At 31.9% G+C, this 20,345-nt stretch carries 16 protein-coding genes; 6 read left to right on the top strand and 10 right to left on the bottom strand.

The window, feature by feature from the left end:
- The first annotated feature begins 28 nt into the window (after positions 1-28).
- Positions 29-1,024, top strand: a complete 996-nt coding sequence (gene dusB, locus B4G36_RS00325; protein ID WP_291061155.1) for a tRNA dihydrouridine synthase DusB — start codon at positions 29-31, stop codon at positions 1,022-1,024.
- A 77-nt stretch (positions 1,025-1,101) separates the two neighbouring features.
- Here dusB and B4G36_RS00320 read toward each other — a convergent pair whose 3' ends face one another.
- The 8 genes from B4G36_RS00320 to folE form a co-directional block, all read right to left on the bottom strand.
- Positions 1,102-1,398: a hypothetical protein gene (locus B4G36_RS00320; protein ID WP_221854236.1), complete on the bottom strand. Its 297-nt coding sequence runs from the start codon at positions 1,396-1,398 to the stop codon at positions 1,102-1,104.
- An 84-nt stretch (positions 1,399-1,482) separates the two neighbouring features.
- Positions 1,483-2,544, bottom strand: coding sequence for a DUF2891 domain-containing protein (locus B4G36_RS00315; RefSeq protein ID WP_291061152.1), 1,062 nt, complete (start codon positions 2,542-2,544; stop codon positions 1,483-1,485).
- 21 nt (positions 2,545-2,565) lie between these two features.
- Positions 2,566-3,600 (bottom strand): alpha/beta hydrolase, encoded by a 1,035-nt coding sequence (locus B4G36_RS00310; protein ID WP_291059220.1) that lies wholly within the window; start codon positions 3,598-3,600, stop codon positions 2,566-2,568.
- A gap of 109 nt (positions 3,601-3,709) precedes the next feature.
- The gene (locus B4G36_RS00305; RefSeq protein WP_291061151.1) at positions 3,710-5,638 is read right to left on the bottom strand and encodes a putative porin; all 1,929 of its coding nucleotides are present in this window, start codon (positions 5,636-5,638) and stop codon (positions 3,710-3,712) included.
- 107 nt (positions 5,639-5,745) lie between these two features.
- Positions 5,746-7,182 (bottom strand): RagB/SusD family nutrient uptake outer membrane protein, encoded by a 1,437-nt coding sequence (locus B4G36_RS00300; protein WP_291061149.1) that lies wholly within the window; start codon positions 7,180-7,182, stop codon positions 5,746-5,748.
- 11 nt (positions 7,183-7,193) lie between these two features.
- Positions 7,194-10,253 carry a SusC/RagA family TonB-linked outer membrane protein gene (locus B4G36_RS00295; protein ID WP_291061147.1) on the bottom strand — a complete coding sequence of 1,020 codons (3,060 nt, stop codon included), beginning with the start codon at positions 10,251-10,253 and terminating at the stop codon, positions 7,194-7,196.
- A 138-nt stretch (positions 10,254-10,391) separates the two neighbouring features.
- Positions 10,392-11,864 carry a cysteine--tRNA ligase gene (gene cysS, locus B4G36_RS00290; RefSeq protein WP_291061145.1) on the bottom strand — a complete coding sequence of 491 codons (1,473 nt, stop codon included), beginning with the start codon at positions 11,862-11,864 and terminating at the stop codon, positions 10,392-10,394.
- An 18-nt stretch (positions 11,865-11,882) separates the two neighbouring features.
- Entirely contained in the window at positions 11,883-12,560 is a 678-nt protein-coding gene (gene folE / locus B4G36_RS00285; RefSeq protein WP_291061143.1) for a GTP cyclohydrolase I FolE, read from the bottom strand.
- Positions 12,561-12,660: 100 nt separating this feature from the next.
- Between folE and hutH the strand changes: the two genes are divergently transcribed.
- From hutH to B4G36_RS00270, 3 genes are all read left to right on the top strand, one after another.
- Complete coding sequence (hutH, locus tag B4G36_RS00280) at positions 12,661-14,208, top strand: histidine ammonia-lyase (RefSeq protein WP_414646337.1); 1,548 nt, start codon at positions 12,661-12,663, stop codon at positions 14,206-14,208.
- A 315-nt stretch (positions 14,209-14,523) separates the two neighbouring features.
- Positions 14,524-16,503: a urocanate hydratase gene (locus B4G36_RS00275; RefSeq protein ID WP_125350489.1), complete on the top strand. Its 1,980-nt coding sequence runs from the start codon at positions 14,524-14,526 to the stop codon at positions 16,501-16,503.
- A gap of 6 nt (positions 16,504-16,509) precedes the next feature.
- Positions 16,510-18,174 carry a hypothetical protein gene (locus tag B4G36_RS00270; protein ID WP_125350490.1) on the top strand — a complete coding sequence of 555 codons (1,665 nt, stop codon included), beginning with the start codon at positions 16,510-16,512 and terminating at the stop codon, positions 18,172-18,174.
- Between the two features lie 251 nt (positions 18,175-18,425).
- On the opposite strand, the gene B4G36_RS00265 is transcribed toward B4G36_RS00270, so the two are convergent.
- Together B4G36_RS00265 and B4G36_RS00260 are read right to left on the bottom strand one after the other, a co-directional pair.
- A complete protein-coding gene (locus tag B4G36_RS00265; protein WP_125350491.1) occupies positions 18,426-18,677 on the bottom strand; it encodes a hypothetical protein in 252 nt (83 codons plus the stop codon).
- Positions 18,678-18,748: 71 nt separating this feature from the next.
- Positions 18,749-18,907: a hypothetical protein gene (locus B4G36_RS00260; RefSeq protein ID WP_185144212.1), complete on the bottom strand. Its 159-nt coding sequence runs from the start codon at positions 18,905-18,907 to the stop codon at positions 18,749-18,751.
- A 223-nt stretch (positions 18,908-19,130) separates the two neighbouring features.
- On the opposite strand from B4G36_RS00260, the gene B4G36_RS00255 reads away from it, so the two are divergent.
- Positions 19,131-20,003 carry a pirin family protein gene (locus tag B4G36_RS00255; RefSeq protein WP_291061137.1) on the top strand — a complete coding sequence of 291 codons (873 nt, stop codon included), beginning with the start codon at positions 19,131-19,133 and terminating at the stop codon, positions 20,001-20,003.
- A 24-nt stretch (positions 20,004-20,027) separates the two neighbouring features.
- Positions 20,028-20,309, top strand: a complete 282-nt coding sequence (locus tag B4G36_RS00250) for a GNAT family N-acetyltransferase (protein ID WP_291061135.1) — start codon at positions 20,028-20,030, stop codon at positions 20,307-20,309.
- The last annotated feature ends 36 nt before the right edge of the window (positions 20,310-20,345 follow it).

Here is a 20,345-nt window from a genome sequence, read left to right as displayed (position 1 = left end):
TTTATGTAATTTTGCAAAAAATTATTTCGTGGTAAAGATAGGAAACATAGAATTACCAGACTTCCCTTTATTGCTTGCACCAATGGAAGATGTGAGTGACCCGCCATTTCGTCGCCTATGCAAAATGCATGGTGCAGACTTGATGTATACAGAGTTTATTTCTTCTGAAGGATTGATTCGTGATGCAATAAAAAGTCGTCAAAAATTAGATATTTTTGATTACGAACGTCCAATTGGTATTCAGATTTTTGGTGGAGATGAAGAGGCAATGGCGATGTCAGCTAAAATTGTTGAAACTGTTCAACCAGATATTGTTGATATTAACTTTGGATGTCCCGTAAAAAAAGTGGTTTGTAAAGGCGCAGGAGCTGGTGTTTTAAAAGATATTGATTTGATGGTACGTTTAACAAAATCTGTTGTTGAAAGTACGCATTTACCTGTTACTGTAAAAACTCGTTTAGGCTGGGATTCTGATTCAATTAACATTTATGAAGTTGCCGAACGTTTACAAGAAACAGGTATCAAAGCATTGTCAATTCACGGTCGAACACGTACACAAATGTATAAAGGAAATGCAGACTGGGAACCGATTGCAAAAGTAAAAGCTAATCCAAATATAGAAATTCCAATTTTTGGAAACGGAGATATCGATTCGCCTCAAAAAGCAATAGAATACAAAGAAAAATACGGTGTTGATGGTGTGATGATTGGTCGTGCGGCGATTGGTTACCCTTGGATTTTCGAGCAAATTAAACATTATCGAGAAACAGGAGAATTGTTACCAGAACCAACAATTGTAGAACGAATGGAAGCGGCTAAAAACCACTTAAATTGGGCGATTGATTGGAAAGGTGAACGTACAGGAATTTTGGAAACACGTATGCATTATACCAATTATTTCAAAGGAATTCCTAATTTCAAACCTTATCGTACAAAATTAGTCACACAAGATAATCTTGTTGATTTGATGCAAACTTTCGAAGAAATTGAAGAAGAATTTATTCCAACATTAGAAGAAATTTAATCGTTAGAAATAATTCATCACTATAAAAAAATCCACCAATTACTTGGTGGATTTTTCATTTAAACTTGAGACTATAATTAATTACAATTATCTACAAGCAACACTTCTTCTGGATTCAGCGTATCATATTTCATCAATACAACTTCGTCCACGTCTGCTCTAGATCGTAAAGTAACTTCATAAACTTCATCATTCACAGGATATTGTATAGTTGCTTTCGGACGTTTAAATGTTCCGCTAGTTTCCACAACAACACCTTCTACACATTTCCCTGTTTTAGCCAATTGATCTTCTAATTGACTTTTCGAATATTGACTAAATCCGAATGCTGCAAGACCTAAAACTGCAATGACGATATAAAAATATTTTTTCATAGAATTAAAATTTAATGTTTCGTATTAGTTTTGTTTGAAACAAATTTAGATTCAATTCTATCGTTATAAAATCCCTATTATTAGCTAATTTTTAGTTTCGTGTTTGGTTTTCAGTGCATAAAGTGCAAAAGTTCCCAACCAATGACTCCCCATATAATCATCGTTCGAAATATTATTGAACGAGTAATTGAAATGATGATTTGCCCAATCATTCATATAATTTAACTCTGGTAATTTTGCAGAAATTTGATACAAAGCCGTTGCACGACTAAAATTCAAACCATCCAAATGAACCAATTGCCCATCCGTACGATCCGAAACAATTCCAGGTTTTAGCTCATGTTTTTTATCAAACAATTGTGGTAAAAATGATTTCAACCATTTTTTATATTCATCATGCGGGTGAATTTTAGACATTAACAAAGCCTCTTCCAAACAAGCCGAAAGAAAATCTGATCCACTTGGTTCGAAAGCAATATTGCAACTTTTATCTTTTAAATAAAGACGATTTCCATTATCAGTAATCACTTTTTCGAATGTTTTATCATTCACAGAACGTGCATAATCTATCGCTAAACTCAAACCAAACGCCGTATTATCATGCGTTCCTGTACGAATTGGATAAACTAATTTCGGCAAATATTCTTTGTATCGAACAATAATCAAATCACTCAAAGGTTTCAGATTTTTTGCCCAAACTTGCGCATCTTTATCTTGCCAATTATTCAATTCCATTTGCAATTGTAACAACCAAGCCCAACCGTATGTACGTTCGAAATTCTTGTTATTTTTATCATTGAAAAAGGCCATTTCAACCGCAACATTTTCTGCTGTAATCAATTGATTTAACTCATTTCTAACCTGATTATTTTGATCCAATTCAGGAAAATTTTTCATCAATTTCACAATCGACCAAAATCCATGCACAGACGAATGCCAATCAAAACAACCATAAAAAATTGGACGCAATTGCTTTGGCGTTTTAAGATCTGCATCACTTCCCAAAACATTTCCTAATTTGTTCGGATACTCAGTCTTGATACAATGTGTCGGTAATTCAAATATTTTTTTGGCTTGATCTAAGTGTAATTCTTGCGCAAAAGCAGTCGTCGTCAATAAAGTTGTTAAATAGAGTAATTTTTTCATCAAAATGTTTTTACCAAATTACTAATTTTTATTCGAGTCCAAGAATTTTTCTAACTCTTCTTTTGCTTGTAAACTTTCAGGAAAATTTTTCACATTTTGTTCAAAAAACTGTTTTGCTAAATCATTTTTCTTTTGTTTTACCAGATAATTTGCAACATTGTTGATATACGTTTCTGTTGGTTGAAAAGAATAATTCAATTTTCTAGAAATCGCTTCAAACGAATCTTTAACCAAATTTGGTTGATTCGGAATCTCTTTAATATTCACACGATAACCATCAAACTGCCAACGCAAATAATCAATCGAGCCAATCATTGGAACCGAACCATGTTCTTCGCCAACATATTGTTTGTAATGATAATTCAACGATTTATTCTTTGATAATTTCAAACGTTCATCCACCTTTTTTATGCTTTGATAATGATCGCGTAAATGATTTGTATTTTGACTTTCTCCGACTTGCGTAATCATCAAAAATCGATTCTCGAAAGAATGATTTTCTAAGTTTTGATAAAGATTCAATAATTCTTTGTCATTAAACCAAATACTTGGATCGTGCGCAACATATCCATTGAAAGTTTTGGGGTGATTGTACAAGGTTTTCAACGCAAAATAGCCACCCAAAGAATGTCCAATTAACAAACGAAAATCATTCACACGATAATTTTTCTGCATAAAAGGAAACAATTCAGTTTGAATAAAATTGAGGAAATTAACATCATTCACATGTGTAAAATCTTTTGTTCGATCACCATTTTTATTTGTAATTCCAACAATAATCGATTCGGGCATTTCTGGATAAAAACCAGATTGAAATTTAGAAACTACGCCTGTTAAAAATGTAAAATTAGATTCGGCATCTAACACATAAATCACTGGATAATTTACTTTTTGAAGTTTATTATTGGTATACGACTCGGGAAGATTCACCCAAATTTCTCGTTCAGTATTTAAGATTTTAGAATTTATTTTTTGAATTTCACCAATTGATAATTTTTCTTGCGAAAAACCGATTTGAAAGAAAATCAAACAAAATAAAAGTAGGAATTTTTTCATGTATAAAATTTTCCTAAAAATAGCTATTTAGAATTATTCTACACAAATGATTTTGGACAGAAAAAACGACCTCATCATGAAGTCGTTTTTCTGTATAATTTGTATTTTTTTAACTAAAAATATTCCATTTCAAGCCAAGTTGAAATTTGAAATCTCGGTACGGAACATTTGGTGCTGCAAAATAATCAGGTTGTTTTGTAAACGACGCATTGATATGCTCACCACGAATGTAAAAACGCATATTACGAACCTTGAAATTGATAAAAACATCCAAAATAGGATAACCACCAATCTCTTGTATACTTGCTGGATCTTGCAATGCAAATTCGTTCAGAATTGGGATGTAACGCAAACCATTGTATTTCGTAAAATATGTTGCATTAATACCAGCTTGTAATTGAGCATTCTTATTGAATAATTCTCCTTGCCAATACAATGTTTCACGAATTAAGAAATCTGGCAAAGGCATATATTCTTCGTTTTTCGTTACTTTTTGATATTGCGCTGTCGAAACCAAATTAATCTTTCCGAAACGTAAATGATTTTCACCTTTTATCTTGAAATAATTAATATTATCCGTCAATTGTTTATAAACCAACAATTCGTTTAAATATACTTTATTGTCAATATTATAAATTGAGGCTTCTAAGGTTGTATTAACTTTATCTAACTTTAACTTTGCAAAAATATTTTGAACATTTTCTGTTTCAAATTTATTAACGTAGTTAAAATTATTAAAGAAACTTTGATTGTAAACTGCATTCAACGAAGGAAGTTTTGACTGAATAACCGCTCCAGCACTCAATGTATAACCTTCTATCGGCGTCACATCTAAAACCGCATCTACATTGTAAACACTTTTGTAATTATCAGATTGCAGATATTCAACATTTCCGTAAAGTTTCAATTTTTCATTCCAATCAAAATCCACTTTTCCAAGAACTCCAAAAAGATTTTCCTCTATTTGCTTTGGAACTGCAATAATCGTCATGGCTTGATCAGCAAAAACGCGCAAATTCTGGAATTTAACACCAGCCTCTATCTTCACACGATCTGTCCACTGAAAACCAGCAGTTGTCGTATTGGATAAATCTGTAAAACTCTTTTTACTTCTATAATCCATTCCTGTAATAATCGGTGTAGAATATAAAGTTCCGTTTGGTGACGTATCCTCGTAGCGATATTTTTGTTTTTCGTACGAAAATTTATTCTTCAATTCGATTGGATTATAAAAAGTTGAATCTTTTATATTCATCTTTTTTAAGATTCCGTACGAAGCATTCAATTCAATTCGACGTGCATCAAACTCAGATTTTGCTGTTTGTGAATTCACGGGAATATTACGAACATTCGTCATTCTGCGCTCATCTTGTAAAATAAAATCGTTGATATCCTCTATTCCACCGTTCTCATTATTTTTCAGATTTTGTGCTGCATAGTTCCACCACAATTTGAAACGTTCCGATTTTGTTTTATAATTTGATGAAAAAACGAAGGTATTATTCTGCGCTTTTTCGTTCTTGTAACGACCTTCTGAAATTAATCCACGATAATGAAACGTATAATTGAATTGCTTGTTGATATTATGCGAAAATGTCGAAGACAAAAAGTTACCTTCTTTAACACCATTCTCGTAAATAAACTCAGTATATGGCGTTTTGACATCATAATATTTGATATCATTTGCGTAATAATAGTTATATTTTTTACCAGTTGGTAACATCGACGGATTGAATGGTGTATTTTGATACTCCAAATCCACCACTACACCTCCAACATTCGGGAAAAATAATTTTCCAAACGCATCTTTGCGAATAAAATTTTGATTATAATAGTTTTTGATACTTAATGTCGTATCCAATACTTCTGGTTTTCTACCATTTGTCCAAAACTTATAATCGTCAATTTTGGTTTTATAATATGTAACCGAATCATTTGTTGATGATCCTTTTAATGGTTTTAAAACTTTTATCGAATCCTCTTGAGCCTGTGCTACAATAGCTCCTAATAAAAATAAACCAATGATTGTTTTTTTCATCCTGTTGAATAAATCCTTACAAAAGTAATCTAAAATTGAGAGATACAAAAAAACCCACTTATTTCTAAGTGGGCAAATGTTATAAAAATGTTTAATTCGTTAGTTTATTACCAGCCTGGATATTGCTTCACCTCAGGAGCTCTATCTAATTCTCCAATTGGAATAGGAAAAACAAACAACTTATCATTTGCAGAAACTTCGCAAATATTTCCATTACAATTTGAAGTTTTAACAATAGGCAAATTATTTCTTTTTAAATCATAAAACCTCAGTCCTTCTCCAATAAATTCTTTTTGTTTCTCAGTTAAAATATCAGTAATAATATCATCTCCTTTATAAACTGAACTTTTTCTTGTTAATGCAAACTCGTTTAATAAAGTTAATGCTTCAGACTTTCTTCCTAACTTCGCTAGCGCTTCCATTTTAATGAATAATAGTTCAGTCATACGAAATACTTTTACATTTGCTGTATTAGCCCCTTCAGATGTTGACTGAGGAACCTTTTTTAACCAAACACCTTTTGGATCATCTACAGTAGGAGCTTGAGCTGTTTGAAACAAAGAAAGTCGTACATCTTTAGTACTATTCATAGTATTGTATAAAGATGTTCTCATCATCAACCTTCTTTTAGATGCATTGAAGGTATAATACTGACCAGGATGAGTATTAATTCCTAAATTAGATATAGATGTTTGAGAAATTTCAAAAATTGTTTCTGGTTGATTTTCTAACAAACTTATTTCTTTTGAAGTAAAATAATTAACTAAACCACTAGCTTCTATCATTGAAAAATTTGATGATGACTTTAAAATATCATCAACTAAATCAATTGATTTTTGATAGTCTCCAGACTTACCTCTAGTTAAATATACTTTAGACAACAAATACTTTCCTGCAGTTGCACTTAAATAAATTTTATCCTGACGACTTGAATTAGCCATCCCTTCAATTCCTTCGGTTAAATCTCTAATAATAAAATCATATACTTCATCGATAGTTGACCTACCAACTGTTTTTTGAGGATCGTAAATATCATTTTTAATAGGAATACCATACTCTTGATTAACACCAGATGTAGGATTTGGAGAAAAACCTTGTACAAGGTAGAACATTGCTAATGCTCTTGCTATTTTAGCCTCTCCTTTCAAACTTAAGACATTAACATTTATCGGAACATTTGTATCATTCAATACTAAATTGGCTTGCTGAACGACCTCATATAAACCTCTATATTGTCCAAATGGAGAATTACCTGAATGCCACGCAAAAGCAGCAGTATTAACATAGGCTATATCTCCTGCAGCATTCGATACAAAAATATTATCTGATAATAGTTCTCCTTGTATTAAAATATCTGCTCCAAAATTAGATCCACTCCCTAATTTTGGATAAATACCTTGCACAACCTGAGCCATTTGATCTTCGTTCTTTAAATTACCATCATAGACATCCCCTATCTCAGGTATAAGATCAAGTCTATCCTCACTACAAGAACTCAATAGAATAGGTACAATAAATAATAATCTATAAATATGTTTTTTCATTTTTTTATTTTTTAAAAGTCAATAGAAATACCTAATGATACACTTTTCATAATAGGAGATGTGTAATCATACATTCCCTTTCCATAAGCACCTCCTGCTGCATTTGAATTAGACTCAGGATCAAAAGTTAAGTCTTTATCAAAAACATAAATCCATAAGTTTGTACCTTTTGCATAAATTGTGAAATTATCTATACCCGTACTTTTCTTAAAGAGATCATTAAAACTATATGCAAATTTTATATCTTTTAATCGAATATGATCTCCTTTTCTCAACCAACGAGTAGAAGGCTCATAAGATCCTGTTGTGTTGAATAACATTTGTTTTGGATTATCTGCTTTTGTATTTGTTTCTGTCCAAGAGTTATATAAAACATCTTTAGTTTGATTATAATAAATGCTATTACCATCACTTGTAACATAATTCTGCCAACGATTCATGACAGAAAACTTGAACTGTCCTGTAAAGAATACAGAAAGAGTAAAGCCTTTATATGTGAAATCATTTTTTAAACTTGCTAAATATTTTGGAAATGGAGAATCTTTTTGCCAAATTCTACTTGCTTGACTATATTTACTAGCATTATCTAAAATAACTTTTTCAGTTCTTGATTCATCCTTCCAGATAGTTCCATACCCTGTTGCTTCATCTACTCCAGCCCATTCATAAGTATAATATTGTAAGTATTCTTTACCTACACTAAGAGCTCTTAAACTTGATCTATCTATTTGATCAGGATTTGCAAGTTTTGTAACTTTATTTTTATTATAAGAAGCATTTCCATAAATATTCCATCTAAAATGTTCTCCATTTACAGGTAAATAATTAAAACTCAACTCAATTCCTCTATTCGTTATTTCTCCAATATTAGTCAAAAAACTTCCTGGACTTCCATTTTGAGGTGCTATTGGAGTAGTATATATAGCAGATGCTGTTTTTCTTTGATAAGCATCTACTGAAAGTGTTAATTTATCTTTAATAAAACCAAAATCTAGACCTACATTAAACTGTTTACTTACTTCCCAAGCTAAATTATCATTCTTAGCATTACTTAAATAAATTGTAGCATCATCTCCTGTATAACTACTTATTCCTAACAAATTCAATGAATTATACACACTTCCCCATGAGTCCGCATATGGAATATTCCCTATTTCACCATAATTCGCTCTTAAAATCAACTTACTAAAGGGTGATGAATCCCAGTCTTTTGTTACATTCCAAGACCCTCCTACAGACCAAAATACTCCAGATTTTTTAAACTTTCCTAATGTCGAATTTGAATCTCTTCTTAACTGAGCAGAAAATGTATACTTCCCATCCAAAATATAATTTAATCTTGAAAAGTACGAGATTTGAGTCCATTTTAATACATCTTCATCTGCACTTCTTCTTTCTGTTCCATATGTTAAAAAAGGTCTAGGTTCTGATAATTTACCTACAGATGCTGACGAAATTGTATAATTATGCTCTTGATACTCCATTCCTACATAGGCTTGAATATCATGTCTATCATTCACTTTTTTTCTAAAACTAACAGAATTTTGCCAGTTCCAATCAAAAATATTTGTAAAGGATTGCTGAACTACTCCTCCATATGTTAATCCATCTGCAATACGAGGATCCCAGTACATTTTCTCTTCTAATTTCTGACTTTGTGCTCCAAATAAAGAATACAAATAGAAATCTTTAGCAAACTGCCACTCTCCATTAACGGATCCTAAAAAAGTTTCAATACGACCTTTAGTAAAATCCATCTCCTGAATAGCTAGAGGATTAAAATTACTATTACTAGGTCCTAAATTATCTTGATTATAAGTACCATCTGCATTATATGCTGGATAAATTGGAGATATATACCAATTCGTTAACCAAGGATTTCTATAAGCTCCACCATCATCTATAGAATTTCGTTTAACATTTGTATAATTAACATTTAATCCAAAAGTAAATTTATCTTCTATTTTATGATCAATTGCAGTACTTAAACTCATTCTATCAAAATATGAATTTAAAATCAAAGGATTATTCTCGTAATAAGAAGCTCCAAATCTATAAGAAGTATTCTCTCCTCCTCCTGTCATTGCAAAATTATAAGTCTTAACAGAAGCTGTATTACGTTGAACACGTTTCTGCCAATTTTCATCTGTCACTCCATCATAACTAACAAGAGTTGAAAAAGCCTTTACAGCATCATCCATCGAAGTAAATGATCCTGAATTATATTCCATCAATCCTCCCCACTTAATATATTCAGAAGCACTCATCCATTCTTGCTTATCATAAGCAATAGACTGAAATGCCATATCAGTACCTATATTAAATCTTGTCTTTTGATTATATTTTCCCCTTTTTGTAGTTACAACAATAACTCCATTTGCTCCCCGTGCTCCATACAGAGCTGTAGCTGAAGCATCCTTCAAAACTGCAACAGATTCTATCATATTAGGATCAATAGCTGCTAATGGATTCCATGATTCCATTAAACCTGCATTATCTGAACCTTTACCTACAACAATCCCATCAATTACATATAAGGGATTAGGCGTTCCAATCAAAGAACCTACCCCTCTAATTGTAATAATATTTGTAGATCCAGGATCTCCAGAGTTAGTAGAAAAAACAAGCCCAGATACTCGTCCATTCAACACTTCATCTATTGAAGCAGTTGGAGCTAATTCAAAATCTTCTTTTTTTACAATATCATAAGCTCCAATTTTTTGAGCTGCATCCATCTTGATTCCTCCTACTAAAGTAACAGTATTTAATTCAATACTACTAGATGCTTTTGTAATAAACTTCACATCTCCCAATGTTGTAGAAGTAACTTTTATCGTTTTTTCTTCTCCATTAGAGTCAATAATTTTTAATATATCACCAACTTTGGCGTCTACATTAAAATTTCCTTCCACATCAGTGAATACTGAAGCGCCTGTTCTTGTAACAATCACCTCAACTTCATCCATTGGAAAACCATTCGAGTCTTTTAAGACTCCTTTAACTTGGGCATAAGCCAAACTTCCCATCAAAAACATTGATAGAATGCCCAAAGAAGTAAATCTTCTCCTCATATTGTGTTAATTTTTAGTGCTAATTATTACAAATATGAGAAAAAAACTTAAAATATCTAAATAAATTGTTAAATAAAATAATGTATAATGAAAAAACCCACTTATTTCTAAGTGGGTTAAATATTTTATAAATCTTTCTTAAAAAGTGAAAGTTGTGCCTTCTGCTCCATCTTTTAGTTGAATTCCTAAATCACTTAATTGATCACGAATTTGATCAGATAAAGCCCAATTTTTATCTACACGTGCTTGATTACGCATTTCGATTAGCATTTTTACAACACCATCTAATTTGTCAGAACTTTCGTTTACAGCTTCTGTATCTAAACCTAAAACATCATGAACAAAACCATTCATAATCGCTTTTAAACGTTCTAAATCTTCTGCTGTAATATTCTCGAAACTATCTTTGATTGAATTAATCATTTTTACTGCCTCAAATAAATGTGCGATCAATATTGGCGTATTGAAATCATCATCCATTGCGGTGTATAATTTCGCTTCTAATTCATCAATATTAACGGTAGAAGTTTTCTTTGGTGTAATTGTTTCTAATGTTTTTAATGCTTCAACCAAACGATTATATCCTTTTTCTGAAGCTAACATTGCATCATTCGAAATATCTAAAACACTGCGATAATGCGCTTGTAAGAAACAAAAACGTACAACAGCAGGATGAAATGGTTTTTCGAAGAAATCATTTTCACCATTCACTAATTGCATTGGCAAAATGTAATTTCCAGTCGATTTGCTCATACGCTGACCATTCATCGTCAACATATTTGCATGCATCCAATATTTTACTGGTTCGTGACCATTAGAACCTTTTGCTTGCGCAATTTCACATTCGTGGTGAGGGAATTTAAGATCCATTCCACCTCCATGAATATCGAAATAATCTCCAAGATATTTTGTACTCATCACTGTACATTCTAAGTGCCAACCAGGAAAACCATCTCCCCAAGGTGAAGCCCAACGCATGATGTGAGCAGGCGAAGCATTTTTCCAAAGTGCAAAATCCACTGGGTTTTTCTTCTCTCCTTGCCCATCTAAATCTCTTGTGTTATTGATTAACTCTTCGATATTACGGTTACTTAACTCACCATAATTAAGTCCTTTTTTGTTGTATGCTTCTACATCAAAATAAACTGATCCGTTTACCTCGTAAGCTAAACCTAAATCGATTAATTTTTCTGTTAAAGCAATTTGTTCTAAAATATGTCCTGTTGCTGTAGGTTCGATTGTTGGAGGTAGTAAATTAAATTTTTCTAAAACTTGATGAAAATCTACCGTGTACTTTTGCACGATTTCCATTGGTTCTAATTTCTCTAATTTTGATTGTTTTACAAAACGATCATTTTCTACATTTCCGTCATCTGTTAAATGTCCCGCATCAGTAATATTACGAACGTAACGCACTTTGTAACCCAAAAATTTTAGGTAACGATAAATCATATCAAACGACATAAATGTACGTACATTTCCTAAATGCACATTACTGTAAACCGTTGGACCACAAACATACATTCCAACATTATCTTGATTGATTGGTTCGAATGTTTCTTTCTGTCCCGTTAAGGAATTATGTAATTTTAATTGATTTTCTTTTACCATTTTATAGGATTTATAGTTTTAAACATTGAAAGGAGTTTTCATTCCGATATACGAAATAAACTCTTTTCTTAATTGCTCACTTTCTTTAAAAGCTCCACCAAATTCAGCAGTTACTGTACTTGATTCGATGTCTTTGATTCCGCGCGAATTCACACACAAATGTTTCGCATCAATAATACATGCTACATCGTCTGTCCCCAAAGCATCTTGCATTGCTTTCACAATTTGCATTGTCAAACGCTCTTGTACTTGTGGACGTTTTGCATAATATTCTACAATACGATTCATTTTAGACAATCCGATTACTTTCCCTTTCGAGATGTAACCAACATGTGCACGTCCAACAATTGGTAAAAAGTGATGCTCGCAAGTCGAATAAACCACGATATCTTTTTCAACCAACATTTGATTGTAGTTATATTTATTTTCGAAAGTTGACATTCCAGGCTTACGCTCTGGCAATAAACCACCAAAAATCTCTTTTACGAACATTTTCGCAACACGTTTTGGCGTTCCTTTCAAACTATCATCTGTTAAATCTAAGCCTAAAGTTTCCATGATGTTACGGAAATCCGCTTCTATCTTTTCCACTTTTTCTTCAGCAGACAACTCAAAGGCATCAGCTCTCAAAGGCGTTTCTAAGTTTGCTGAAATATGGTCGTCCCCCATTTCGTCATGAAGATGTTTATCACACATTACATAAAAATTTTAGCAAATTTATAAAAGATAGTGTTATAAAACCTTATCAAATCTCAATTTATTACATCTGAAATGATTTCTATCTTTTATCAAATCAATGAAAAGATTATCTTTGAAGTATCACAAATTCGAAAAAATGATCAAGAAAACTTACGGTATCGATTTTCTTTCGTTTGAGGATTACAAAGGAATCAAAGAAGGAAACATCGAAATTGAACTTAATGAAGCGAGTAAACAACAAATCTTAAAATCGCAACAAAACGTTGCTAAAATAGTTGCTTCTGGACAAACAGTTTATGGAATTAATACTGGTTTTGGACCACTTTGCGATACTAAAATTTCTGAAGAAGAAACGCGTCAACTTCAACATAATTTATTGATCAGTCATGCGGTTGGTGTTGGGAATCCAATCAAGAAAGAAATTTCTAAAACCATGTTAATTGCAAAAGCACATGCTTTATCAAAAGGATATTCTGGTGTGACTTTAGATGTGGTGGAACGAATTTTACTAATGGTCGAAAAAGATATTATTCCGGTCGTTCCTGAAAAAGGATCTGTTGGAGCATCTGGAGATTTAGCGCCATTATCACATTTATTTTTACCATTAATTGGTGAAGGAAAAGTTTGGGATGGCGATACAATTGTTTCGACAAAAGAAGCTTTGGCTAAACATAATTTACAACCTTTACATCTTTCTGCAAAAGAAGGTTTAGGATTAATCAATGGAACACAATTCATTTTATCTCATGCCTTAAACGGATTAGAAAAATTCGAATATTTATTGAATTTAGCTGACGTTGCGGGTGCTTTATCATTAGAAGCATACGAAGGTTCTCCTCGCCCATTCGAAGAAGAATTACATCAAGTTCGTCCATTCAAAGGAACTTTATTGGTTGCAGAACGTATGCGAAATTTATTGAAAGGTTCTGAAATTGCTTTCTCTCATGCAGAATGTGGTCGTGTACAAGATCCATATTCATTGCGTTGTATGCCTCAAGTTCATGGCGCATCACGAAATGCATTTTTCCATTTACAAGAATTAGCAGAAATCGAATTAAATTCTGTAACAGATAATCCAATTGTTGTTTCGGACGAAGAAGCCATTTCTGGTGGAAACTTCCACGGACAACCATTAGCTATGGTATTAGATTACGCTACAATTGCAGCATCTGAATTAGGAAATATTTCGGATCGTCGTCAATATTTATTGATCGAAGGAAAATATGGTTTACCAAAATTGTTAACAGAAAGCTCTGGTTTAAATTCTGGTTTCATGATACCTCAATATACCTCAGCAGCACTTTGTACAGAAAACAAAACGTTGTGTTTCCCTGCATCGGCAGATAGTATTCCGACTTCTTTGGGACAAGAAGATCACGTTTCGATGGGAAGTATTTCTGGGCGAAAATTCAATCAAGTTTTAGATAATGTAGAACGTATTTTAGCAATTGAGTTAATGTATGCTTGTCAAGGTTTAGAGTTTAGAAGACCTCGTAAAACAAGTGCTTTCTTAGAAGAAGTTTTTGCAAAAGTTCGTTCGGTTTGTCCTAAATTAGAAGACGATCGTTTGATTGGAGATGACATCAATAATATCATCGATTTATTACAAACAGATGATTTCAAAAAATTAATATTAAGTTTCTAAATTATCCTTTTTATCCAGAATTTGTCGAAGGATAAACTATTAATAATATGGGAAACTAGTATATACAGAAGACTCTTTGACATGCTCAGGGGACGATAAAAACTACGACAATCAAGTAAATGTCATTCCAATAAATAGAGGAATTTAAAAAATATAATGTTTCCTGAAACAAGTTCAGGAAGGTTTAACGATTAGTCAAATTGAATTCATTTCAACTTCGCATAACTTTTAGAGATTCCTCGACAAGTTCAGAATAACAACAAAAAATCGTAAAACTTATAACGTTTAACGCAAAACATAAAAACACGCAAAAAAATGACTTTTCAAGAACAAATAAAACAAGGTATTCCTTCTGTTTTACCTCAAAAAAAAGACAGAAATCCAAATGTCAGTCACGCACCAAAGCGTAAAGAAATATTATCTAAGGAAGAAAAAAAATTAGCACTTAAAAATGCTTTACGCTATTTCGAGCCTATTCATCATGCTGAATTAATTCCAGAATTTAAACAAGAATTAGAAGATTTTGGTCGAATTTACATGTATCGTTTGATGCCTAATTATAAAATTTTCGCACGGCCTATTACAGATTATCCAGGAAATTCGGAACAAGCAAAAGCAATTCAATTAATGATTCAAAACAACTTGGATCATGCAGTTGCACAACACCCAGAAGAATTGATTACTTACGGAGGAAATGGTGCTGTTTTTCAGAACTGGGCACAATATCTGTTAACAATGAAATATTTGTCTGAAATGACAGACGAACAAACATTGGTCATGTATTCTGGTCATCCAATGGGATTGTTTCCTTCACACAAAAATGCGCCTCGTGTTGTCGTTACGAATGGAATGGTCATTCCTAATTATTCGCAACCTGATGATTGGGAAAAAATGAATGCATTAGGCGTTTCTCAATACGGACAAATGACGGCAGGAAGTTACATGTATATTGGTCCGCAAGGAATTGTACATGGTACTACGATAACCGTATTAAATGGTTGTCGTAAAATTGATGATAAAGGAACAGCAGGAAAATTATTTGTTACGGCTGGTTTAGGCGGAATGTCTGGAGCTCAACCAAAAGCAGGAAATATTGCAGGAGTGGTATCTGTTACTGCAGAAGTTAATCCAGCAGCGACTTGGAAACGCCACGAACAAGGTTGGGTGGACGAAGTAATTTCAGACTTGGATGAATTAGTCGCTCGTGTAAAAAAAGCTAAAGCAGATAAAGAAGTTGTTTCGATTGCTTATGACGGAAATGTGGTGGATGTTTGGGAAAAATTTGACCAAGAAAACGTTTATATTGATTTAGGATCAGATCAAACTTCTTTGCATAATCCTTGGGCTGGTGGTTATTATCCGGTTGGATTAACATTAGAAGAATCAAATCAAATGATGGCCGAAAACCCAGAGTTATTCAAAGAAAAAGTCCAAGAATCTCTTCGTCGTCATGCTGCTGCGGTTAATAAACATACTGCAAAAGGAACGTATTTTTTTGATTATGGAAATGCCTTTTTATTAGAAGCTTCTCGTGCTGGAGCGGATGTTATGGCAGAAAACGGAATCGATTTCAAATATCCTTCGTATGTACAAGATATTATGGGTCCAATGTGTTTCGATTACGGATTTGGACCATTCCGTTGGGTCTGTACTTCTGGAAAACCAGAAGATTTACTAAAAACCGACGAAATCGCTTGTCAAGTTTTAGAAAAGATTATGCAACATTCTCCTGCTGAAATTCAACAACAGATGCAAGATAATATTACGTGGATAAAAGGTGCGCAAGAAAATAAATTGGTTGTTGGATCGCAAGCTCGAATTTTATATGCAGATGCAGAAGGACGAATCAAAATTGCGAAAGCCTTTAACGATGCAATTGCGAAAGGCGAAATAGAGCCAGTTGTTTTAGGTCGTGATCATCATGATGTTTCGGGAACAGATTCTCCTTTTCGCGAAACGTCTAACATTTATGATGGTTCAAAATTTACAGCTGATATGGCGATTCATAATGTTATTGGGGATAGTTTCCGTGGCGCAACTTGGGTTTCTATTCACAACGGTGGTGGCGTTGGTTGGGGCGAAGTAATCAACGGTGGTTTTGGTATGCTGTTAGATGGATCTTCAGATGCTGAAAACCGTTTAAAATCAATGTTACATTGGGATGTGAACAATGGAATTGCTCGACGTTCTTGGGCAAGAAATGACGAAGCTATTTTTGCGATTAAACGCGCTATGGAAGAAGAACCTTTGCTAAAGGTTACACTTCCTAATATGGTTGATGAAAATTTATTATAAAAGCTTATGAATACTATTGAAAATTTACTCAAATTAATTTCTTCTCAAAACAAAAGAGATATTAAAAAACTCGAAATTAGAGAATTAGAAGAAGAAAAAAAAGGGAACTTTATTGCTTTTGTAGATGACCAGTCGAATAGTTACGATGTAAATATAGTAATCAAAAATAAAGAAGTTACTTCCCATTCTTGTGATTGTGGAAGTAACGAATCTTGGTGTATTCATCAAAAAAAAATGCTAGAAGAAATCGTAAAACTTACCTCTTTAAAACCTGTTAAAAAAACTCGCATAAAAAAAGAAAAAGAGAGCGAAACTTTACTTAAACTAATTGAAGAAGAAGATTTAAGAAAATGGTTACTTGATTTTTTTAATACAAATAGAGAAGCTGAACAATATTTCATGTTATCATTTTCTCAAAAACAAAAAGAGTATTCTCTTGATGAAGTAGAACAATTAATAAAAGATACAATAACCTCAATAATAGGTAAAAAAAGGAAAGTAGAAATATCCGAAGTAAAAAAGATAATCGATTTACTACAAATTGCTCTTGAACCTGTATTTGCTTATATAGATTGCATTATTAAGACGACAGAAATCGTAAAACCACTAATTATAAGAATATGTGATTTATTACTTTCTTTTCATTTTAACTCGGGTACAACAAGTAAAAGATTAGAAAAATATGTTTACGCTATTATAGAAAAATATGCTTTTAGGATCAATAAAATAGCAGTAGAAGAACAATGGAAAAACGTTGTACTTGATCATTGGAGCAACTTCCTTAATATGGATAATATAACTGTAAATGATTTTGAAATAAATAAAGAAATATATTATCAAGCGACTACAGAGAGAAAAAAAATTATCGGACAACACCTTCTAAATTACCTAAAAAAATGGCATAAAGAAAATATAAATTATAACATAGAGATTCAGACATTCTTTCTACAAATCATGATAGAGACAGAGTTGTTTACAGAAATAAAAGATTATTTCAAACCATCAATTTATCAAAATGACTATAATTTAATGATTTTAGAAGAACTAATGAAAACTGACCATATTGCTGTAGAAGCTTATTGTAAAGATATTATTTCAAACAATTCTAAAGAAAAATACAACTACCCTTATTACAATATTCTAGAAAAACTTTATAAACAGACAAATGATTTGCCTAAATATACAGAAATAAAACTTTTAAAATTCCCTTACAATCCATCATTAGAAGATTTTCTTTTTATAAAAAATCATTTAAATGAAGAAGAAAAGTTTAAAAAATTCAGAACGAAAACACTTACTAATCTTAAAATAAATTTTTACGAATCAGATGATTGTATTGATTTATATTTTAAGATATTAGATGCTGAAAAGGAGTATAAAAAAATGATCGATGTAATAAGTAATTATGTTCCAGCTGAAATAATTTTATGTTATTTTGATCAACTCTTTTTATTTAACAAAAATACCTTCTTAATAAATTTACTTAAACGTTTAGCTTATCTCTACAGTTATTCTTCTCAAAAAGATATGGAACTTGATTTAATCAATAAAATTAAAAAATCATACGGCGATATACTTATTAAAAAATATTTAGATTTTTTAATTAATAGCGATAATTTTATAAAAATTAGAATTCAGAATAATGAATTTATAGAAAAACTACTTGACTAATTTATTTGTTTAATTGTGATCTCATAGACCTGAAATAAACAGTTGAATAAAATTCTGATGCTGAAAACAGTTTAAAATCAATATACATTGGGATGTGAATGAAACGATGAAGCTATCTTTTCGACAAAACGTGCCATGGAAGAAGAGCCTTTGCTAAAGGTTACACTTCCTAATATGGTTGATGAGAATTTATTATATATAACTAAACCCACCTCAATTGAGGTGGGCTTTATACTTCTATAAAAAGAATATTAAGAATGTATAGCTACAACAGTAGCTACTGCAGCTCTTACACAATCTTCGATATATGTTTTGATTGCATCACGATCCTCAACATTTATTTTACTGTCTTGATAAGCTTTTTCAACATCATTTTTCAAATCAGTAATTTTCTTTTCAGATTTCTCTATTTCTTTTGCGTCTTTTACATTAATACTATCAATCAACGCTTTACCCAAATCACTTGCTAATTTTTTAGCTTTATCATTTAACAATGCAGGCATCGGAATTTTAGCAACAGCAGCATTTGCGGCAGCAATATCTGTATAAATAACTGTTGCAATATCTGATTTTACTACAGCTTTGTCGCAACTTGATTTGCTTCGTTTGCATCATACGCTTTGTCTAAAGCTTTCTGTGACTCTTTTTGCGCTTTTTCTTGAGGTGTTTCATTTTTACAAGATCCTAATGTAACTAATGCAAATACACCTAAAACTATTGAATTTTTTTTCATTTTTATTTATTTTGTTAGATAGATACAACCAAATATAAAAAAAACAATAATTAGACAAACATCGTTCATCTATATTTTAGAACTATTTAAATTTAACAGATCATACAAACCATTGATATATGTTAACTTATTCAATTAAAACTTCTTAACCTACATCAATATAATCAACTATTTAGCTTCGTAAATTTGTATAACAAAAATAAAAACATATAAAAAAATCATTATGAATACAAAAAATATAGAAATAGTTATCGCTCCAAGAGAACCTCACTTCGTTGGAGATGGGTTTAGAGTTCACAATTTTATTCCAAGTGGTTATCATTTAGATATGAAAAGAATGGATCCATTTATTATGTTAGATTACAATTCTAAATTCAATTTTCCAGCAACAGACAAACCAAAAGGTGTTGGCGTGCATCCACACCGTGGTTTCGAAACTGTAACTATTGCTTATGAAGGAAGCGTTTCTCATCATGATAGTTCTGGTGGAGGAGGAACAATTCATCAAGGAGATGTACAATGGATGACAGCAGCTTCTGGTGTTTTACACAAAGAATATCATGCAGAAGAATTTTATAAACAAGGTGGAATTTTTCAAATGGTTCAATTATGGGTAAACCTTCCTGCAAAAGACAAAATGAGCGCACCAAAATATCAAGCAATTGAACATAAAGATATTCCAACTGTAGAAGTTGAAAATGGTTTTATCGAAGTTATTGCTGGTGAATATAACCAAACAAAAGGTGCTGCATCAACATTTTCTCCTGTTAATATGCTGAATGCAAAATTGAATGAAGGTGGAAAAGCGAATTTCAGTTTTCCTGCAAATTACAATACCGTTTTATTAGTTATTGATGGAGAAGTAAAAGTGAACAACCAAGAAATTGTCCCAACTGATCACTTATTATTGTTTACAAACGAAGGCGAAGATTTCTCAATTGAAGCAACTGAAAATAGCATTGTACTAATTTTGAGTGGAGAACCTCTAAATGAACCAATCGCTTCTTATGGTCCTTTTGTGATGAATACACAAGAGCAAATTCGCGAAGCTTTTGAGGATTTTAATAACGGAAAATTTGGTACTTTAGAAGATTAATAAACAACTTCAAAAATAAAACTGATGGAAATTAAACAAATTGATGATAAAAAAAATGGAGCTTTTGTCGTTTTAGATGGCGAAAAAAAAGCAGGAGAAATGACATATGTTTGGGCTGGTGATGATAAAATGATTATCGATCATACAGAAGTTGACGAAGCTTATGGCGGACAAGGTTTAGGAAAAAAAGCTTTATTAGCCTTGGTTGAATGGACAAGAAATAATAATATAAAAGTAATTCCTTTATGTCCTTTCGCAAAAGCGCAGTTTGATAAAAATCAAGAAATTAAAGACGTTTTATCTTAAATATAGAAAAGGCTATTCAAAATTTGAATAGCCTTT

Origin of the sequence: Empedobacter sp. UBA3239, from assembly GCF_002362875.1 — a bacterium.
In the GTDB taxonomy this organism is placed as follows: Bacteria; Bacteroidota; Bacteroidia; order Flavobacteriales; family Weeksellaceae; genus Empedobacter; species Empedobacter falsenii_B.
Note: the sequence above shows the minus strand (reverse complement) of the source record. Positions and strands in the feature narration are given on the sequence as shown.

What these genes read in the sequence shown, in the direction of transcription:
- B4G36_RS00320 (WP_221854236.1), bottom strand. Translation starts at nt 1,398, where the DNA reads ATGAAAAAATATTTTTATATCGTCATTGCAGTTTTAGGTCTTGCAGCA.
- B4G36_RS00315 (WP_291061152.1), bottom strand. Translation starts at nt 2,544, where the DNA reads ATGAAAAAATTACTCTATTTAACAACTTTATTGACGACGACTGCTTTT.
- B4G36_RS00310 (WP_291059220.1), bottom strand. Translation starts at nt 3,600, where the DNA reads ATGAAAAAATTCCTACTTTTATTTTGTTTGATTTTCTTTCAAATCGGT.
- B4G36_RS00305 (WP_291061151.1), bottom strand. Translation starts at nt 5,638, where the DNA reads ATGAAAAAAACAATCATTGGTTTATTTTTATTAGGAGCTATTGTAGCA.
- B4G36_RS00300 (WP_291061149.1), bottom strand. Translation starts at nt 7,182, where the DNA reads ATGAAAAAACATATTTATAGATTATTATTTATTGTACCTATTCTATTG.
- B4G36_RS00295 (WP_291061147.1), bottom strand. Translation starts at nt 10,253, where the DNA reads ATGAGGAGAAGATTTACTTCTTTGGGCATTCTATCAATGTTTTTGATG.
- cysS (WP_291061145.1), bottom strand. Translation starts at nt 11,864, where the DNA reads ATGGTAAAAGAAAATCAATTAAAATTACATAATTCCTTAACGGGACAG.
- folE (WP_291061143.1), bottom strand. Translation starts at nt 12,560, where the DNA reads ATGTGTGATAAACATCTTCATGACGAAATGGGGGACGACCATATTTCA.
- hutH (WP_414646337.1), top strand. Translation starts at nt 12,661, where the DNA reads ATGAAAAGATTATCTTTGAAGTATCACAAATTCGAAAAAATGATCAAG.
- B4G36_RS00275 (WP_125350489.1), top strand. Translation starts at nt 14,524, where the DNA reads ATGACTTTTCAAGAACAAATAAAACAAGGTATTCCTTCTGTTTTACCT.
- B4G36_RS00270 (WP_125350490.1), top strand. Translation starts at nt 16,510, where the DNA reads ATGAATACTATTGAAAATTTACTCAAATTAATTTCTTCTCAAAACAAA.
- B4G36_RS00265 (WP_125350491.1), bottom strand. Translation starts at nt 18,677, where the DNA reads ATGCCTGCATTGTTAAATGATAAAGCTAAAAAATTAGCAAGTGATTTG.
- B4G36_RS00260 (WP_185144212.1), bottom strand. Translation starts at nt 18,907, where the DNA reads ATGAAAAAAAATTCAATAGTTTTAGGTGTATTTGCATTAGTTACATTA.
- B4G36_RS00255 (WP_291061137.1), top strand. Translation starts at nt 19,131, where the DNA reads ATGAATACAAAAAATATAGAAATAGTTATCGCTCCAAGAGAACCTCAC.
- B4G36_RS00250 (WP_291061135.1), top strand. Translation starts at nt 20,028, where the DNA reads ATGGAAATTAAACAAATTGATGATAAAAAAAATGGAGCTTTTGTCGTT.